The sequence below is a fragment of the Aestuarium sp. genome (genome assembly GCF_023253315.1).
In the GTDB taxonomy this organism is placed as follows: Bacteria; Pseudomonadota; Alphaproteobacteria; order Rhodobacterales; family Rhodobacteraceae; genus Marivivens; species Marivivens donghaensis.
This window is the reverse complement of sequence record NZ_JALRGW010000008.1, coordinates 39,415-54,924: the sequence shown is the minus strand read 5'-3', so window position 1 is coordinate 54,924 and position 15,510 is coordinate 39,415. Positions and strand designations below refer to the sequence as shown.

Here is a 15,510-nt window from a genome sequence, read left to right as displayed (position 1 = left end):
ACAAAAGCGCTACATATACAAACATATGAATGTGACTTGGGAGGAGTTACAATGAAGCTTACCAGACGCGCTTTAATGTTGGGCGGAGCCGCTTTGGCGGGCACCCTGCCATTCCGCAGCTTTGCTTCGGTCGAAATGGGCAACCTCAAGATCGACACGCTATCCGACGGCAACCTCGTTTTGCCGGGTTCGATGATCCTCGGGGATCGGGTTGGCGAAGCTGGCGAAATCCTCGCACGCTACGGCCTGACGCCTGACCAATTTACACCCGATTGTAATGTCACCCTGCTCCGCGATGGCACGAACACTGTGCTATTTGATACCGGTGCGGGCGCGAATTTCATGCCGACGGCAGGGCGTTTACTCGACTCACTGGACACGCTCGGCGTCACGCCCGAAGAAGTCACCCACGTCATCTTTACCCACGCGCACCCTGACCACCTCTGGGGCGTGCTGGACGACTTTGACGAGCCAGTGTTCTACAATGCAAAACACATGATCAGTCGGGCCGAACGTGATTTCTGGCTCGACCCGAATACACCGAATGCCATCGGTGAGGCACGTATGGCCTTTGCTGCGGGCGCGATCCGCAATCTCCAGACTATCGAAGACTACCTCGAGACCTTTGAGGACGGCGATGAGGTTGTGTCCGGCATTTCCGCTTTCGCCACCAATGGTCACACGCCGGGTCACACATCGTTCGAAATCCGCGGTGGGTCCGACAGCCTGATGATCATCGGTGACGCGATCGGCAACCACCACGTTGGCTTCGAAGTCCCATCGTGGGCGAGCGGTTCAGACCAAAATCAGGACATGGGCATTGCAACGCGCGAACGGCTTCTCGACCGTTTGGCCAATGAACAAATGGCGATGATCGGCTTCCACTTTCCCTTCCCTGGTGTGGGACGGGCCGAAAAATCGGGCGACACCTACAAATTCGTCGCAGCATAAAAGAAAGGGCGGCTCTGAGCCGCCCTTTTCGTATCTGGATTATTGCGCCGCCATCGGCATTCGCGCCAATTCACATTGCGCCCAAAGCTCTTCGAGAGCGCCGATAAGATTATCAATGTCCTCTTGGCTGTGAACAGGGGACGGTGTGATGCGCAGACGTTCAGTGCCTTTGGGAACTGTCGGATAGTTGATCGGCTGAATGTAGATGCCGTAGCGATCCATCAGAACGTCAGAGATCCACTTACACTTCACAGGATCGCCGACCATCACTGGAATGATGTGGCTCGGATTTTCGATGTGCGGGATACCCGCCGCATCAAGCCGTTCACGCACCTGAGCAACCTTTGCCTGCTGCGACTCGCGCTCTGCAGACGATTGCTTGAGGTGTTTGATGGCGGCGCAAGCACCAGCCGCGACTGCAGGCGGCAGAGCCGTGGTAAAGATAAAGCCCGACGCAAAGGACCGCACGAAATCAACCAGCTCTTTCGACGCAGTGATATAGCCACCCATAACGCCGAACGCTTTACCGAGCGTGCCTTCGATTACGGTGACGCGGTACATCAGACCTTCACGTTCCGCCACGCCGCCACCGCGCGGGCCATACATGCCAACGGCGTGAACCTCATCCAGATAGGTCATCGCATTGTATTTCTCGGCCAGATCGCAAATCTCTTTGATCGGAGCAATGTCGCCGTCCATCGAGTAAACCGACTCAAACGCAACCAGTTTCGGGCGATCGAGCGGCTGTTCGGCGAGGAGTTCTTCGAGGTGAGCTAGATCGTTATGTTTCCACAGCTTCCGCTCTGCTTTGGAATGGCGGATGCCTTCGATCATCGACGCATGGTTGAGGCTATCGGAAATCACAAGGCAATTCGGAATGCGCGACGCCAAGGTGCCCAGAGCAGCCCAGTTCGACACATAGCCCGAGGTGAACAAAAGAGCCGCTTCCTTACCATGCAAATCGGCCAGCTCGCGTTCGAGCAAAACATGGTGGTGAGTCGTGCCAGAGATGTTGCGCGTGCCGCCAGCACCAGCGCCCACCTTATCCAGCGCATCATGCATCGCTTCTAGAACCTTCGGGTGCTGACCCATGCCGAGGTAGTCGTTCGAACACCAGATCGATACTTTGCGAACCGCGTCCTCAACAAAGTTCGCCGCCTTGGGGAAGTTTCCACGTTCACGCTCAAGATCCGCAAAAACGCGATAGTTGCCTTCCTCGCGGAGCTTGTTCAGCTCCGAGGCAAAGAAATTCTGATAGTCCATGGTTATTCTCCGACAGCTTCGCGGGCGATTTCATCGAGCAAGCTTTGCACAGCCTGCATCACGCCTTCAGGTTGGTTTCGGTAACCCACAACAACTTCGCCTTCGCGTTCAAAAACGAACACAGCATAAGGACAATGGGCAATATTCAGAGGGTCCGCTTCCATCATCTGCCGAGAGATGGTGGCCGAACAAAATTGGAAAATATCAGCTTGATCAAAGATAACCTGATCGGCACCTAAATCGGCACCAGTGCGGTTGAGCATTTCGCCTGTGTGACTGACCCAATCCACCACAAGACCACGGCCCACAATAGCGGATTCGACGCCAAAGGTGGCGTCGTCAAAACTACCATCAAAGGCATAAGTGGTTGCGGCCTCTTGGGCAGAGACGGCAGTCATCGTCAAAGTTAGCAGCGCAGCGACAAAGGTGCGGGTCATGGCGAAGGGCCCCTTCCTGTTGATCTCTGGTTAATCCCACCTCTGCGATCCGACTTTGACATGGATCATATCGGAGAAATGGAAAACCCCGCCCGACAGGTGCGCCGGACGGGGAAAGTATTAGCGCGAGAAGGTCGACAGATACGCAATGATCGCGTCGATATCTTCCTGAGTGCGAAGGCCAGCAAATGCCATTTTGGTACCTGCCATCGACCCACGCGGATCAGCGAGGAACTCTGCCAGGCGGTCGGCGGACCAAACGTCACCCGCTTCGTTCGCATCTTTGAACGTGTTAGAATAGCGGAAGCCATCAACCGAACCGATGTGTGCGCCGACGACACCATTCAGCGTAGGACCCGTTGCATTGCGAGCGCCTTCGCCGACTTGGTGACAGCTACGGCACTGACGGAATACACCTTCACCTGCCGCAATCAGCTCAGCCGATGGGGCAGCGTCTGCGGCTGCATCGGTCACTTCAGCAGTAGCAGCTTCTTCAACGGCAGCGGCTGGAGCAGCTTCTGCCGCCGTTGCAGCTTCGGCAGCTGCGGCTGCTTTTGCTGCGGTTTCCTCTGGCGTTACGTCCAGAACAGACGCGTGCATTGTGATCTCAACCGCATCTTTACAGTTTTCCATGCAGATTTCTGGACGAACAAATGCAGGGATTTCTGTGGTCATACGGTCGTCGTCGATAAAGTTTGCCTCGTTCGGCAGACGCACGTCTTGGAAGTTCTCGTTGCTGAGTTCAAAGTCGTCATCAACCAGATCGTTCACATACAGAAGGTATGCGGTGATCGCGTAAACTTCGTCGTCGGACAGCGAGGTCGCATCACCGAAAGGCATGGCGCGCTTCACGTAGTCATAGACGGTCGACAGATACGGCCAGTAGGACCCGATGGTTTTGACCGGATCTTCGTGTTCGAGCGTGCCGTGACCACCAGCGAGCACAGGCCAACGGCCAACAGCCTCACCAAAGTCGCCGTGGCACATTGCGCAGCGTTCGACGAACACTTCTTCGCCAGTGAAGACGTCACCAGAACCAACAGGCAGGCCATGTCCGTCAGGACGAACGTCCGTATCCCATGCCGCAACCTCTTCCGAGAGCGCACCGCGACCCAAACCGTAGCCACCATCAGCCGACGGCGCGAGGCCAGCCATCGCAAGCTCTGCAGCGCGGGCTTCGGCTTCTGCACGGGCTTCTTCAGCGACTGCAGCGTTGATCGCGATAGCCTCGCGAATAGGCGCAGGAATATCGACGATGAACTGGTCAGCGGCCGTGTAGGCCAGCGCGAGCATACCCGCCGCGCCCGTCGCTGCTGGGGCGAAAATCTTAAGAAATTTCGACATTTTCTGCCTCGCCGTTTTCGTTGACATACCAAGTCTGGATGCCGTTGTTGTGGTAGATCGAGTTTTCGCCGCGGAAGTGACGCAGCTCATCTTTGGTTGGCTGGACATAGCCAGTGCTATCGTGCGCACGAGACTGCAGAAGCAGCGGCGAGCCATCCCATTCAAACTCGTAATAGAAGCGGTGCATCGATTTATCGAGCGACGGACCAGACATACGCGCCTGATGCCAGTTCTTACCGCCATCGATGGTCACATCCACACGTGGGATCGTACCACGACCAGACCAAGCGACACCCGTCAGAACAGTCCAACCTTTGCCGTGGGTGATCGGCGCTTGCGGGCTCGGGTTCGTGATGACCGATTTCGCGTCCATTTCCCATGTGAAGCGACGCGCGATGCTACCTTCGAGAAGGTCAGTGTATTTCGACGTTTCTTCACGTGCGTGCCAAGGCTCGTCACCGACTTCGATACGACGAAGCCATTTGATCCACATGTTGCCTTCCCAACCGGGAACAACGAGGCGGACGGGATAGCCCTGCTCTGGCCGTAGTGCTTCGCCGTTCATTTTGAACGCAACAAGACAGTCATCCAGTGCTTTCTCGATCGGGATCGATCGGTTCATACCCGCAGCGTCCGCGCCTTCAACCATCAGCCATTTGCCGTTGGTTTTCACGCCAGCTTCTTCGAGCAGAAGACGCAGCGGAACGCCTGTATACATGACGTTGTGGATCATGCCGTGGGTGAACTGACAGCCGTTAAGCTGCGCGCCCGCCCATTCCATGCCAGAGTTCGCCGCACACTCGAGGAAGTAGACGTGGTTCTCACGCGGGAAGCGCATGAGGTCTTCCATCGTGAACACGAGTTCCTTTTCCACGAGGCCGTTGATCATCAGGCGATATTCAGCGGGATCAACATGCGCGACGCCACCGTGGTGACGTTCAAAGCACAGACCGTTCGGGGTGATGATCCCGTCGAGTTCATGCAGCGGCGTAAAGTTGATCGACGATACAGCGTCAGCGGTCAGCCACGGAACGCGGCGACGAATAACGTCAGCCTCGTATTCCGACGGCATACCGTAAGGTGCTGCGTCCACACCATCGCCGAGGAACTGACGCCATGGCTGGGTTTCAGTGATTGCAGGATCAGGTGCGCCTTGCGCCCGCGCGTAGGTCGTCCCAACGGCAGCACCGCCAGCGGCAAGTGCTCCGGTCAGGAACGAACGACGGGACGGCTTGGTGCCTTTGTATTTGGTATCCATCCTATGGTCCCCTGTCTTACGCACCAACGACCTGCACCGAAGTATTCGGTGCAACGGACACGGTGCCGAGTTTGCGGATATGGCTTTCAACAACGTCCCAAATTTCAGGACCTTCTGTGCCTTCGTTCACACTCGCCCAGCCCGCGACCACGTAGGACTTGGACGGATCGAGTGTTTCGCCTGTCTTGAGGAGCGTAATGTCAGAGATACGCTCACCAATCGGCTTATTGATGTCGATGCGGTAGCCGAGGCCACCCATGCGAACCATATCCCCGCCCTGCTGGTAGTATGGGTCGGGGTTAAAGATGTTGTCCGCGACGTCTTCCATGATGGTGTGAATGAATTCACCCGTCATTTCTGTGCGATACGCGTTCGGGTAAGTCATAGAGGTGACGTTCCAAAGATCCTCGCGCGTGATCTGCTGACCCGGCATCATGGACGGACCCCAACGCACACCAGGCGACATTGCGATCTCTGCGTCACGTTCGGACAGAAGCGCGTCACAGATTAGGTCATCCCACGAGCCGTTAAAGTTACCACGGCGGAACAATGTCGTGTCATCCGCAACGGTACCGATGACCTCGTTCAGGTCTGCCTCATACGGGGCACGTTCGGCGTCAATTGCTGCGGTCATCTCTGCGTCCGCTTCGATCACGTCCGAGAAGATCGGGATCAGTTTGTGACGGAAGCCCATCATGCGGCCATCGCGGATATCGAGGTCAACGCGGCTGACGAATTTGCCGTTCGAGCCTGAGGCCACGATGATCGTTTCACCGACGAGGGCGGGTTCGGGCAGCGCATCATGCGTGTGTCCCGACAGGATCACGTCGATGCCCTGAACGCGGCTCGCCATCTTTTTGTCCACGTCGAAACCGTTGTGCGAGAGGACGACAACGCATTCGGCACCCATGCCACGCACTTCGTCGACCATTTCCTGCATGCGTTCGTCACGAATACCGAAGGAGTATTCAGGGAACATCCAACCCGGGTTCGCGATTGGCATATAGGGGAAGGCCTGACCGATGACGGCGATTTTCACGCCACCACGTTCAAAGAATTTGTAGGGTGCGAAATCCTCTGCAGGTTCGTCCCATTCGCTGTCAAAGATGTTCTGGCCGAGGGAGGCATAGGGCAGATCAGCGATCAGTTCACGGACGCGGTCAGAACCCAGCGTGAATTCCCAATGGAACGTCATTGCGTCAGGTTTAAGGAGGTTCATGGTGTTCACCATGTCCTGACCCTGAGTGTGGTAGCAGGTGTAAGACCCGTGCCAAGTATCGCCGCCATCCAAAAGGATCGCGTCAGGACGATCGGCGCGGATCGACTTTACGACCGTCGCAATGCGGTCGAGGCCACCCATCTTGCCGTAGGTTTTACCCAGAGCGGCAAAGTCATTGTAGGTCAGCGCGTAATGCGACGACGATCCATCGTCGATCCCATAAAGACGGCGGAAATCTGCGCCCGTCACGTGTGGAACAGCGCCACGGCTGTCGCCAACGCCGAGGTTGATCTCAGGCTCGCGGAAATAGATCGGCTTGAGCTGGGCGTGAATGTCGGTGATGTGGATCAGCGACACGTTGCCGAAGGTTTCGAACGAAAGCAGGTCGTCTTGGGTCAAGACCTGCTGCGCGGCCAAACGTCCCCAATTGCCAAAACCGGACGCACCCCAGATGGCGCTAGCGGCCATACTGGCCTGAAGAAAATCACGGCGTGAGATCATACCAAGCGATCCTTTTTCGTATTCTTGTTTTTGAATGTTTTAGGATAGACAAAAGCCCGCACCATCGCTGGCGCGGGCCTTGTTTTCTTACGGACGAACCGACGGTGCTTCGACGCTCAGGCCATTGCCGCGCGACGCGACATAGAGTTCCAGAGCAACGAATTCAGCCGAACCCGCCGAGAAAGTCTCGGCGCGGGTGTCGCGAACACAACCTTTGAAGCGGTTGTGTGTCTGAACCAGACCAGCGGTTTTCAGGCGATATGCCGGGAAGCCGTTGATTTGACCCTGCGACAGGTGGTCAGCACGAATGTTGTTGTCGTAGTTCTGTTCGTGGCAGTTTGCGCACGACAGTTCCAATTGACCGTAGCGAGTGTAGTACATCTCGCGGCCCTGCTCCCAAGTGGCAGCAACGGGACCGTCGACTGCGACGTTCACAGGCATACCACGCGACTGGACAGAGATCAGTGCTTCCATAGCCGACATATCAGAGCCGTCGTATTTCCACGCATCTGCGCCCATTTGCTCGGTACGGCAGTTGTTGATCTGCATCGCAAGGGTGCGAACTTCGCCAGCCGTTTCGTTCCATTTCGGATAAACTGCACGGATACCGACCATGCTTTCCTCTGCGCTGCCGTGGCAGGATGCACAGGATTTTTCTGCAGTGCCCTCAACCGTGTCCCAAGCGCCCATTGCGGCCTCAACAGCCAGCATGCCTGGGTTGTCAAAGTCATCGAGCTGCATTGCTTGAGTGTCAGCCGAACGGAATTCCCAACCAGAGATCAACTCTGGCAGAGCACCATCCAGATAGTCAGGTGTAGCGGCGTGAGTGGTGATCGAGATCTCTCCGTTAATCTCGAAACCACCCTCTGCCATTGCGCCGCTCGCAACGAGTGCGAGGCCAGCGATAGCGGATTTAAGAACCGTCATCTTCATATTAAAGATCCTCCCTTTGACGGTTCACCCTTAGCTGACAGCGATGTCTTTGGTGTCGGTGTAAACCGAACCGTCGTCATCGTACCAGGTGAAGGTGAACGTTCCTGATTCCGGCACCAGAGACTGGAACTCGAAATAGGGGTTTGTCGAAATCGCTGGCTCGAGGGTGACATCAACCACGCTCTGACCGTTAAATTCGCACGTGAAGCGGTTGATGATCGACCGCGGGATGAGGTTGCCGTCACCGTCTTTGCGCTGACCGGATTCCATCGGGTGCGAAATCAGCGTCTTGATGACGATGGATTCGCCAGCTGCTGCATCGCGGGGAACGCGGACGCGGGGTGTTACGTTGTCTGCCATTTTGACTCTCCTAAACCTTAGCCGCCGCAGCCGCCGATGGTGACTTTGACTTCCGAAGACGCCTGAGCGAACGAACCGTCAGCCATCTTAGCGATTGCTGTGACGTTCTGAGTTTTCGACAGACGGATACGGGTGGATGCGGACTGGGAACCAGCCAGCGGGCCAAAGTTGAAAGTCGCAACCGACGGGGTCGGGTTGCCGGTTGCCAGCAGCATGATCGCTACTGCGCCCGGTGCGTCAACTTCTACAGGAACAGTGTTACCGTTCTCTGCGATTTCCGGCGCGATTAGGGTAATGCCAGCATCACCTACAGCAGCGCCGCCAGTGAAAGCATTGATAAGGTCCTCGACGGCTGCATTTGCGGTGAACGGCACCATTGCGGCAGCCGAAGCACCCATCGCAAGCAGGATCGAGTCTCTGCGCGTCAGCTTCATTTTCTCTCCTCTCGGGTTCGGTCGCTTAGTCTGTCAATGTGAGCAGATAGGCGACGACATCTTCGATTTCTTGGGCGGTCAGAAGCGGAGCGAGAGGCTCGGCACCTGCTTTGCCGGTGAATGCATCACCCGGACGGATGTAGCCGCTGGTCTTGTAGAACGAGGGCATAACCGTGTCGGGGAAGGTGTGTTTTGCGTTCGCCACGATACCACGCAGCTCTGCTTCGTTACGATAGCCACCAACGCCGTTCAGCGCCGGACCGACTTCGCCGTGGAACGGGTAGTCCGCAAGTGCATCAACCTGATGGCACGCGATGCAGTTCCCTTTGCCGCGGTTGGTCATGATGACAATGCCGTTTTCGACGTTGCCTGCTACGCCGGTCAGGGATTGTTCTACCGCGCCGTAATCGTCGTAAACGACTGCGTCGGGTGCGACCTCTTCTGCCGAAGCAACAGAGGCAACAACTGCCAGACCGACCGCCATTTGAATGATGCTCTTCATGAGCCCTCCCTAAATCATCATATGCGGTTCTTTGAATACCGTAGTAGACAAACCCGCCTCCTGACAATCACAAATTCAAATTTTTGAATATTGCTGCGTTGCGGCGGGCTGTCGCACCCCTCGATTTGGGGTGCTAATTATCAGTCGAAAAGGCCGCCCTCTTCGATCCTACGTGCATGATATTTTTGGAAATTTTCATCTCCGAGGTAACCCTCTTCGACCACCCAGTTTAGCAAGTTGTAGGTGGTCCACTTTCCAAAGGCCCCAGGCATCACCGCTGCAGCCGCAGCCTGACCGAATGCACCGTCCTCTACCTCTGTCGGATAAAAAATCAGCGTCGGAGTGAACAGAATCCCCCAGCGTTGAATCATGTCCTTCTCGGCCAAGGTCGTGCCGTCAAAGTCCGTGACTTCGACATCACCAAACATATTAAGCTGAACAACGAAGTAGTGGTCACGGATGTATTGGTCAATTTCGGGCACGGGAAAGACTTCCTCGTACATCTTGGTGCAGTAGATGCAGCCACGCTGCTCGATGATGACCATCAAGCGTTTACCCTCAGCGTTGGCCTCTTCAAGGTCTTCGCGAAGGTCTTTGAACGTGTCCCGCTGCCAATCTACTTTGTGCAGACCATCGTCGCCCAGTTCAGCGGAATGCGCGGCTTGAGCGAACAGAACAGCCGCAAGAATACCTAGTAATTTACGCATGGATTTCCTCCCCCACTGCGACTCACAAAATCGTTGAGAACCAAGGCACGTGGCGGATCATCCAATCCGCAATCGTGTTCACACTGCCCGTGGCGATCAGAACGCCGAACAGGATCAGCATCACGCCCATCGCCTTTTCGACGTAGCCCAAATAACGGCGGTTGCGCCGCGCCCAGCCCAAGAAAGGCTTTGCAAAAAGTGCGGCAACGACGAATGGCGCCGTCATCGACAGGCCGTAAACCAAGAGGAGCATCCCCCCTTCCCACAGGCTGCCCATGCCGCCCGCGATCATCAGGATCGACGCAAGAGCCGGACCAACGCAGGGCGTCCACCCAAAGCCAAAGGCGAGGCCCATGAGATATGCCCCAACTACGGTCGAAGGCTCAGCCGAGCTTTCCATCCGCGCCTCACGATAGAGGAACGGTATCCGCATGATGCCCAAGAAATGCAGACCAAAGACGATCAAGATCGCAGAGGCGACATAGGCCAAGATCGGCTTCCATTGTGCAACCGCTTGTCCAACTGCCGTCGCGCCAAGTCCGAGCAACACGAAGATAGTCGTCACGCCCAGCGCAAAAGCGATGGATGACAAAACGAGGCGGCGTTGCGCGCCGGGCGCGATGTCATCGTCACCTTGCAGTTCATTCATCGAAAGACCTGCCATGTAGGACAGGTAGAACGGAACCATCGGCAGAATGCAGGGTGTAAAGAACGACAAAAGGCCGGCAAAAGCCGCGCCCATATAGGTCATATCCATCGGCGGCCGCCCTCCCTTGCGACATTCACATATTCATATTATGCTAGATGATGATATTTCCATCCGTCAATCGGTTTGCATACAGATGCGCACATTATGGAAAGCCTTGGCCCTCTGGGTCCTGACGGCGGTGCCTGCCGCTGCTGAAACCCGACTTCTTATGGGGGTCGAGGATGGCTGCATGTGGTGCGCAAGGTGGGAAGCCCAAATCGGCCCCATCTATCCTAAAACCACCGAAGGCGAGATGGCTCCGCTCTGGCAGGTCGATATCAATGACCCGCTGCCGAGCGATGTGACTTTAGACAGACCGATGGTGTTCACCCCCACTTTTGTCGTGCTTGAAGACGGCGTTGAGATTGGCAGGATCGAGGGCTATCCGGGCGAAGATTTCTTCTGGGGGCTTTTGGGCCAGATCCTCGGCCTGCCGCCCGCGCAAACTTGACGAGGATGCCACAACTGGAAATTGTGTGCGCATCATCGTTGAATAAAATAGCCGTTTCGCGTAAGCGCTGAACAGTACGGCAGGACAATAAGGATCGGCACAATGGGCCTTCCAATTGTAGACGATAAGATTTGCGAGGCTGACCTCGACAAGCTTATGGACAACGCCCAAGAGGCGGCGAACTTTCTCAAGGCGATCAGCCATGAGGGACGTCTGCTGATCCTGTGTCACCTCTCTGCTGGTGAAAAATCCGTGACAGAGCTCGAAGATTTGATCTCTGCCCGTCAGGCGGCTGTATCCCAACAGCTCGCCCGTCTACGGCTCGAAGGTTTGGTCACGCCGCGCCGTGAGGGAAAAACGATCTACTACCGCTTGACCGATGACCGTCCTCGCCAGATGATTGACCTCGTCTACGACATGTTTTGCGGCAAGTCGTAACCCTATCCGCCGACCCAACGGCGTTTAGGTAAAAGGGAGGAAAATCTGATGCTTGATCTATTGGGCGACGGCAATGCCGCGGCCATCCTTGGCTTGCTGAGCGGGCTTTTGTTGGGGCTGGCGGCACGATTGGGTCGGTTCTGCACCCTCGGCGCGATCGAAGATTACCTCTACGGCGAAAATGATATGCGTTTGCGCATGTGGGGCGTGGCGATCGGCACGGCCGTGATCGGAAGCTTTGCCTTGATTGGCGCAGGTCTGCTTGATGCGCCATCCACGATCTACCTTGGCTTTGCCTTTGCCCCCATCGGCGCTGTGGTTGGTGGGTTGGTGTTCGGCTACGGAATGGCCCTCGCTGGAAACTGTGGATACGGCGCGCTAGCCCGACTGGGCGGCGGCGACCTGCGGAACTTCGTTATCGTGGTTGTCATGGGGATAGCGGCATATGGAACCGTGTCAGGCCCGCTGGCCTATGCGCGGGTCTACCTATTCCCGCAGGACCGCATTTCGGGCGACGTTCCAGGCATCGCCCATAGCATCGCGCAAATGACGGGCATGACGCCCAGCACAATCGGCATTCTGATCGGCCTTATCATTCTGGTCGCCACCATCGCGCCAGCCCGTGTTCGGGCCTCGACGTCCACCTTGTTCTGGGGCGTCGTGGTCGGTCTGGCTGCCGTCTCTGGCTGGGCTGGCACACAATGGATCGCTTCCAACGGCTTTGATGGCACCCCAGTGGTGTCGCACACCTTCGCCACACCGATTGGAGAGACCATCCTCTGGGGCATGACAGCCAGCGGACAGAGCCTGTCTTTTGCCATCGGGTCGGTTGCGGGTGTCTGGTGTGGTGCCTTTATCGGATCGCTGATCAAAGGCCACTTCCGCTGGGAAGCCTGTGAAGACCCACGCGAACTTCGCCGCCAAATCTTCGGCGCAGCCCTGATGGGTGTCGGCGCAGTTGTCGCCATGGGATGCAGCATCGGCCAAGGCCTCTCGGCCATGTCCGTTCTCGCGTGGTCCGCACCGCTCACACTGGCTAGCATCGTCGCAGGCGCTGCCTTTGGCCTGCGTCAGTTGATTACTGGCTGGCAGCCGGTCGACTGATCAGAGGTTCCGATCCAAGAATGACATCCAGTTCCCGCTGCTGATCTTTGAAACCAGCGCGGGATCGTACCCGCGGTCGATCATCGCATCGATCAAATCAGGTAGCCCTAAAACGTCCCCAATCACGGACGGGATGACTGCACCGTCGAAATCAGAACCCAAGGCGACATGGTCTTCGCCCAGCGCCTCGATCAAGTGATCAAGGTGCGCCATGATACGGTCGAACCCAGTGTTCGCATCCCGTCGTCCGTCCTCGCGCAGGAAGGCACAGCCAAAGTTCAGCCCAACAATCCCGCCGCTTTCGGCAATCATTGCCAACTGACGATCGGTGAGATTGCGCGACGACGGTGTGACCGCGTGGGCGTTGGAATGGGTCGCGATCAACGGACGCGACGAAATAGCAGCGACGTCATCGAAACCTTTTTCATTCAGGTGTGACAGGTCGATCAGAATGCCTAGGCGATCACATTCACGGATCAGGTCTTTGCCCAAATCCGTGAGGCCAGCGCCGCGGTCAGGGGTAGACGGAAACGCGAAAGGAACCCCTTCGCCATAGATTGTTGGTCGACTCCAGACAGGCCCGATCGACCGCAGCCCCATACGATACCAGACCTCGAGCTGAGACAAATCTGGCCCAATCGCTTCGGCCCCTTCCATGTGCAGAATGGCGGCCACTTTACCCATTTCAACCGCTCGACGCACCTCTGCGCCACTTCGGCAAACGGTCAGATCACCGCTCGACAAACGCTCCATTTCGAACAGACCAGCCGCTTGAGCCATTGCAGTTGGCAAGGCATCGGCTTGATCCAAAATGGACGGCATGGGTAGGTCGTAGGGCAAAACCTCCATCATCGCTTCGAAATCGAGACCGCCAGCATCGTCAGGTGACGGAACCCAAACCGCGAAAAAACCACCAACGAATCCCGCAGCTTGCATCCGAGGGAGGTCAAGGTGATGCGCCCCTTCCCCCTCAATCCACATCGCGGCGCGCTGCGCCTTGGGTGCACGAGCATAGCGGAACAGAAAATCGTTGTGACCGTCGAAAACCGTATAATCCGTCATTGTTCACCTCAACCAACAGGGTTCACAGTAACGACGCGCATAACAGGTGCAACGGCAATTCGCCCGTGCTAACGGTGCGGCACGTGGAGGCCCTATGATCGACCTGATTATTTTTGACTGTGATGGCGTTTTGATCGACAGCGAGATCATCAGCGCTGATACGCTGATCTCAGAACTTGCGCTGATCGGGATCGCGATTGATCGGCACTATGTTCGGAAATATTGCCTCGGTCGCAGTTTTCCAACCGTCGCGAAAAGCCTCCGTGAACAGTTCGAAACACCCCTGCCTGACGACTTTGAACAACGGTATCGGACTAGCCTTCTGCACCGTTTTGAAACTCAGCTAGAGGCCACACAGGGAATCGAAACCCTGCTTGCAACGCTCGACCGACCGATCTGCGTTGCAACCTCATCGAGCCCGCCACGCGTGGCGCGGTCGCTCGAATTGACGGGCCTCGCGCGGTTCTTTGGGCCACATGTTTTCACCGCATCCCAAGTCAAAAACGGCAAACCCGCGCCCGACCTTTTTCTATTTGCCGCCAAAGAGATGGGCGTCGATCCCTCCCGAACTTTGGTGATCGAAGATAGCATCCCTGGCCTCACCGCAGCACAGGCCGCAGGCATGCCTCATCTGGCTTACACAGGGGCCAGCCATCTGCGTGGTTTAGGGGTCGAAATGCCCGACGGCGTTCAAGCCTTTGACAACTGGGCAGATTTCACGCAGGTCTTAAAGACGATCAAGGAGGCCCCGTGACAGTCGGTCGATTCACACCTGAAACCACACGTTTGGATGACGCCGCCCGCGCAGGGTGGCTTTACTACGTTGCGGGCAACACTCAGGACGAAATCGCACGCAAGCTCGGGGTATCTAGACAGTCCGCTCAACGCCTCGTCGCGATGGCTGTCAGTGAAAAACTGGTAAAGGTTCGCCTCGATCACCCGATTGCACGCTGCATGGACCTCTCCAAGGCGGTGAAGGATAAATTTGGTCTAGGCTTTTGCGAAATTGTCCCCTCCGACCCCGAGGCCCCGAACCTGACGACGGGCGCTGCAATTGCGGCTGCGGCTGAATTGGAACGCACGCTCAAAACCGAGGATGAACAAATCATCGCTCTCGGCACGGGACGCGCGTTGAAAACGACAGTTGAACAGCTTCCACGCATGAATTGCCCGCAACACCGTGTCGTGTCGCGCCTCGGCAACATGATGAGCGACGGGTCCGCAACGCCCTACAACGCAACCATTCATCTGGCAGAGCGCATTGGCGCGATCCAATACCCCTACCCGCTTCCAGTTTTGGCGAACTCGCCCGACGAACTCCAAACGCTCCACGGACAGGAAGCCGTCCGCAACACGCTGAGCCTGTGTGAACGTGCCGACCTTACCCTAGTCGGGATCGGTCAAATGGATATGACCGCACCGCTGTTTGTTGACGGCTTCATTCCACGTCACGAAATCGAAGAACTGCAATCGGCTGGTGCTGCGGGCGAAATCACCTCGTGGATTTACGACGACACGGGCCAAGTGATCGACTGCGCGTTTAACCGTCGCGTTGCCTCCGCGCCACTCGCCGTGGCGGCAGACCGTCGGATCACGGCCATCGCTGTTGGTCCATCCAAAGTTCGTGCCATCAAAGCCGCGCTCAAAGGGCATCTCATCAACGGATTGATCACGAACGAAGCGACCGCAGAGTCGATTCTCGGCAACTAGTTACTCCTGCGACACCTTACCCGTAGCCTCTCAACCGTTTCGCTGCGCTGCAACAATACTGATAGCGCTGTCAGAATTTGAGTGCGAT

The 15,510-nt window shown here is 56.7% G+C and carries 18 protein-coding genes; 6 read left to right on the top strand and 12 right to left on the bottom strand.

The annotated features are described in order from the left end of the window. Positions 1-51: 51 nt before the first annotated feature. Positions 52-951: an MBL fold metallo-hydrolase gene (locus AC1QQ2_RS06515; protein ID WP_479712523.1), complete on the top strand. Its 900-nt coding sequence runs from the start codon at positions 52-54 to the stop codon at positions 949-951. Positions 952-990: 39 nt separating this feature from the next. On the opposite strand, the gene hemA is transcribed toward AC1QQ2_RS06515, so the two are convergent. From hemA to AC1QQ2_RS06460, 11 genes are all read right to left on the bottom strand, one after another. Next, positions 991-2,214 (bottom strand): 5-aminolevulinate synthase, encoded by a 1,224-nt coding sequence (hemA, locus tag AC1QQ2_RS06510; protein WP_479712522.1) that lies wholly within the window; start codon positions 2,212-2,214, stop codon positions 991-993. A gap of 2 nt (positions 2,215-2,216) precedes the next feature. Next, a complete protein-coding gene (locus tag AC1QQ2_RS06505) occupies positions 2,217-2,651 on the bottom strand; it encodes a DUF302 domain-containing protein (protein ID WP_479712521.1) in 435 nt (144 codons plus the stop codon). Between the two features lie 120 nt (positions 2,652-2,771). Continuing rightward, positions 2,772-3,995: a c-type cytochrome gene (locus AC1QQ2_RS06500; protein ID WP_479712520.1), complete on the bottom strand. Its 1,224-nt coding sequence runs from the start codon at positions 3,993-3,995 to the stop codon at positions 2,772-2,774. Next, positions 3,979-5,253: a sulfite dehydrogenase gene (soxC, locus tag AC1QQ2_RS06495; RefSeq protein WP_479712519.1), complete on the bottom strand. Its 1,275-nt coding sequence runs from the start codon at positions 5,251-5,253 to the stop codon at positions 3,979-3,981. The genes AC1QQ2_RS06500 and soxC overlap by 17 nt, the downstream gene beginning before the upstream one ends. A gap of 16 nt (positions 5,254-5,269) precedes the next feature. Next, positions 5,270-6,973, bottom strand: a complete 1,704-nt coding sequence (gene soxB / locus AC1QQ2_RS06490; protein ID WP_479712518.1) for a thiosulfohydrolase SoxB — start codon at positions 6,971-6,973, stop codon at positions 5,270-5,272. Between the two features lie 87 nt (positions 6,974-7,060). After that, positions 7,061-7,906, bottom strand: a complete 846-nt coding sequence (soxA, locus tag AC1QQ2_RS06485; RefSeq protein WP_479712517.1) for a sulfur oxidation c-type cytochrome SoxA — start codon at positions 7,904-7,906, stop codon at positions 7,061-7,063. Positions 7,907-7,936: 30 nt separating this feature from the next. Beyond that, positions 7,937-8,266 carry a thiosulfate oxidation carrier complex protein SoxZ gene (soxZ, locus tag AC1QQ2_RS06480; protein WP_067551405.1) on the bottom strand — a complete coding sequence of 110 codons (330 nt, stop codon included), beginning with the start codon at positions 8,264-8,266 and terminating at the stop codon, positions 7,937-7,939. Between the two features lie 17 nt (positions 8,267-8,283). Then, a complete protein-coding gene (soxY, locus tag AC1QQ2_RS06475; RefSeq protein WP_067551408.1) occupies positions 8,284-8,700 on the bottom strand; it encodes a thiosulfate oxidation carrier protein SoxY in 417 nt (138 codons plus the stop codon). Positions 8,701-8,725: 25 nt separating this feature from the next. Further along, positions 8,726-9,202 (bottom strand): sulfur oxidation c-type cytochrome SoxX, encoded by a 477-nt coding sequence (soxX, locus tag AC1QQ2_RS06470; RefSeq protein WP_479712516.1) that lies wholly within the window; start codon positions 9,200-9,202, stop codon positions 8,726-8,728. A gap of 140 nt (positions 9,203-9,342) precedes the next feature. Next, positions 9,343-9,909: a thioredoxin family protein gene (locus AC1QQ2_RS06465; RefSeq protein ID WP_249945230.1), complete on the bottom strand. Its 567-nt coding sequence runs from the start codon at positions 9,907-9,909 to the stop codon at positions 9,343-9,345. A gap of 22 nt (positions 9,910-9,931) precedes the next feature. Then, positions 9,932-10,666 carry a cytochrome c biogenesis CcdA family protein gene (locus AC1QQ2_RS06460; RefSeq protein ID WP_438986833.1) on the bottom strand — a complete coding sequence of 245 codons (735 nt, stop codon included), beginning with the start codon at positions 10,664-10,666 and terminating at the stop codon, positions 9,932-9,934. 85 nt (positions 10,667-10,751) lie between these two features. On the opposite strand from AC1QQ2_RS06460, the gene AC1QQ2_RS06455 reads away from it, so the two are divergent. The 3 genes from AC1QQ2_RS06455 to AC1QQ2_RS06445 all read left to right on the top strand — a co-directional run bounded on the left by AC1QQ2_RS06455 (position 10,752) and on the right by AC1QQ2_RS06445 (position 12,650). After that, a complete protein-coding gene (locus tag AC1QQ2_RS06455; protein ID WP_105234456.1) occupies positions 10,752-11,108 on the top strand; it encodes a thioredoxin domain-containing protein in 357 nt (118 codons plus the stop codon). A gap of 102 nt (positions 11,109-11,210) precedes the next feature. After that, positions 11,211-11,546, top strand: coding sequence for an ArsR/SmtB family transcription factor (locus AC1QQ2_RS06450; RefSeq protein WP_105234455.1), 336 nt, complete (start codon positions 11,211-11,213; stop codon positions 11,544-11,546). A 48-nt stretch (positions 11,547-11,594) separates the two neighbouring features. Continuing rightward, a complete protein-coding gene (locus AC1QQ2_RS06445; protein ID WP_105234454.1) occupies positions 11,595-12,650 on the top strand; it encodes a YeeE/YedE family protein in 1,056 nt (351 codons plus the stop codon). Here AC1QQ2_RS06445 and AC1QQ2_RS06440 read toward each other — a convergent pair whose 3' ends face one another. Further along, on the bottom strand, positions 12,651-13,712 hold the full coding sequence (locus AC1QQ2_RS06440) for a dipeptidase (protein WP_479712515.1): 1,062 nt from the start codon (positions 13,710-13,712) through the stop codon (positions 12,651-12,653). Between the two features lie 94 nt (positions 13,713-13,806). Between AC1QQ2_RS06440 and AC1QQ2_RS06435 the strand changes: the two genes are divergently transcribed. Then, positions 13,807-14,466, top strand: a complete 660-nt coding sequence (locus AC1QQ2_RS06435; protein WP_479712514.1) for an HAD family hydrolase — start codon at positions 13,807-13,809, stop codon at positions 14,464-14,466. After that, positions 14,463-15,422, top strand: coding sequence for a sugar-binding transcriptional regulator (locus AC1QQ2_RS06430; RefSeq protein ID WP_479712513.1), 960 nt, complete (start codon positions 14,463-14,465; stop codon positions 15,420-15,422). Before AC1QQ2_RS06435 ends, AC1QQ2_RS06430 begins: the two co-directional genes overlap by 4 nt. Positions 15,423-15,510 lie beyond the last annotated feature (88 nt).

What these genes read in the sequence shown, in the direction of transcription:
- soxZ (WP_067551405.1), bottom strand. Translation starts at nt 8,266, where the DNA reads ATGGCAGACAACGTAACACCCCGCGTCCGCGTTCCCCGCGATGCAGCA.
- AC1QQ2_RS06435 (WP_479712514.1), top strand. Translation starts at nt 13,807, where the DNA reads ATGATCGACCTGATTATTTTTGACTGTGATGGCGTTTTGATCGACAGC.
- AC1QQ2_RS06440 (WP_479712515.1), bottom strand. Translation starts at nt 13,712, where the DNA reads ATGACGGATTATACGGTTTTCGACGGTCACAACGATTTTCTGTTCCGC.
- soxA (WP_479712517.1), bottom strand. Translation starts at nt 7,906, where the DNA reads ATGAAGATGACGGTTCTTAAATCCGCTATCGCTGGCCTCGCACTCGTT.
- AC1QQ2_RS06450 (WP_105234455.1), top strand. Translation starts at nt 11,211, where the DNA reads ATGGGCCTTCCAATTGTAGACGATAAGATTTGCGAGGCTGACCTCGAC.
- AC1QQ2_RS06515 (WP_479712523.1), top strand. Translation starts at nt 52, where the DNA reads ATGAAGCTTACCAGACGCGCTTTAATGTTGGGCGGAGCCGCTTTGGCG.
- AC1QQ2_RS06500 (WP_479712520.1), bottom strand. Translation starts at nt 3,995, where the DNA reads ATGTCGAAATTTCTTAAGATTTTCGCCCCAGCAGCGACGGGCGCGGCG.
- AC1QQ2_RS06465 (WP_249945230.1), bottom strand. Translation starts at nt 9,909, where the DNA reads ATGCGTAAATTACTAGGTATTCTTGCGGCTGTTCTGTTCGCTCAAGCC.
- soxB (WP_479712518.1), bottom strand. Translation starts at nt 6,973, where the DNA reads ATGATCTCACGCCGTGATTTTCTTCAGGCCAGTATGGCCGCTAGCGCC.
- soxY (WP_067551408.1), bottom strand. Translation starts at nt 8,700, where the DNA reads ATGAAGCTGACGCGCAGAGACTCGATCCTGCTTGCGATGGGTGCTTCG.
- soxX (WP_479712516.1), bottom strand. Translation starts at nt 9,202, where the DNA reads ATGAAGAGCATCATTCAAATGGCGGTCGGTCTGGCAGTTGTTGCCTCT.
- AC1QQ2_RS06455 (WP_105234456.1), top strand. Translation starts at nt 10,752, where the DNA reads ATGCGCACATTATGGAAAGCCTTGGCCCTCTGGGTCCTGACGGCGGTG.
- AC1QQ2_RS06505 (WP_479712521.1), bottom strand. Translation starts at nt 2,651, where the DNA reads ATGACCCGCACCTTTGTCGCTGCGCTGCTAACTTTGACGATGACTGCC.
- AC1QQ2_RS06460 (WP_438986833.1), bottom strand. Translation starts at nt 10,666, where the DNA reads ATGGATATGACCTATATGGGCGCGGCTTTTGCCGGCCTTTTGTCGTTC.
- soxC (WP_479712519.1), bottom strand. Translation starts at nt 5,253, where the DNA reads ATGGATACCAAATACAAAGGCACCAAGCCGTCCCGTCGTTCGTTCCTG.
- hemA (WP_479712522.1), bottom strand. Translation starts at nt 2,214, where the DNA reads ATGGACTATCAGAATTTCTTTGCCTCGGAGCTGAACAAGCTCCGCGAG.
- AC1QQ2_RS06445 (WP_105234454.1), top strand. Translation starts at nt 11,595, where the DNA reads ATGCTTGATCTATTGGGCGACGGCAATGCCGCGGCCATCCTTGGCTTG.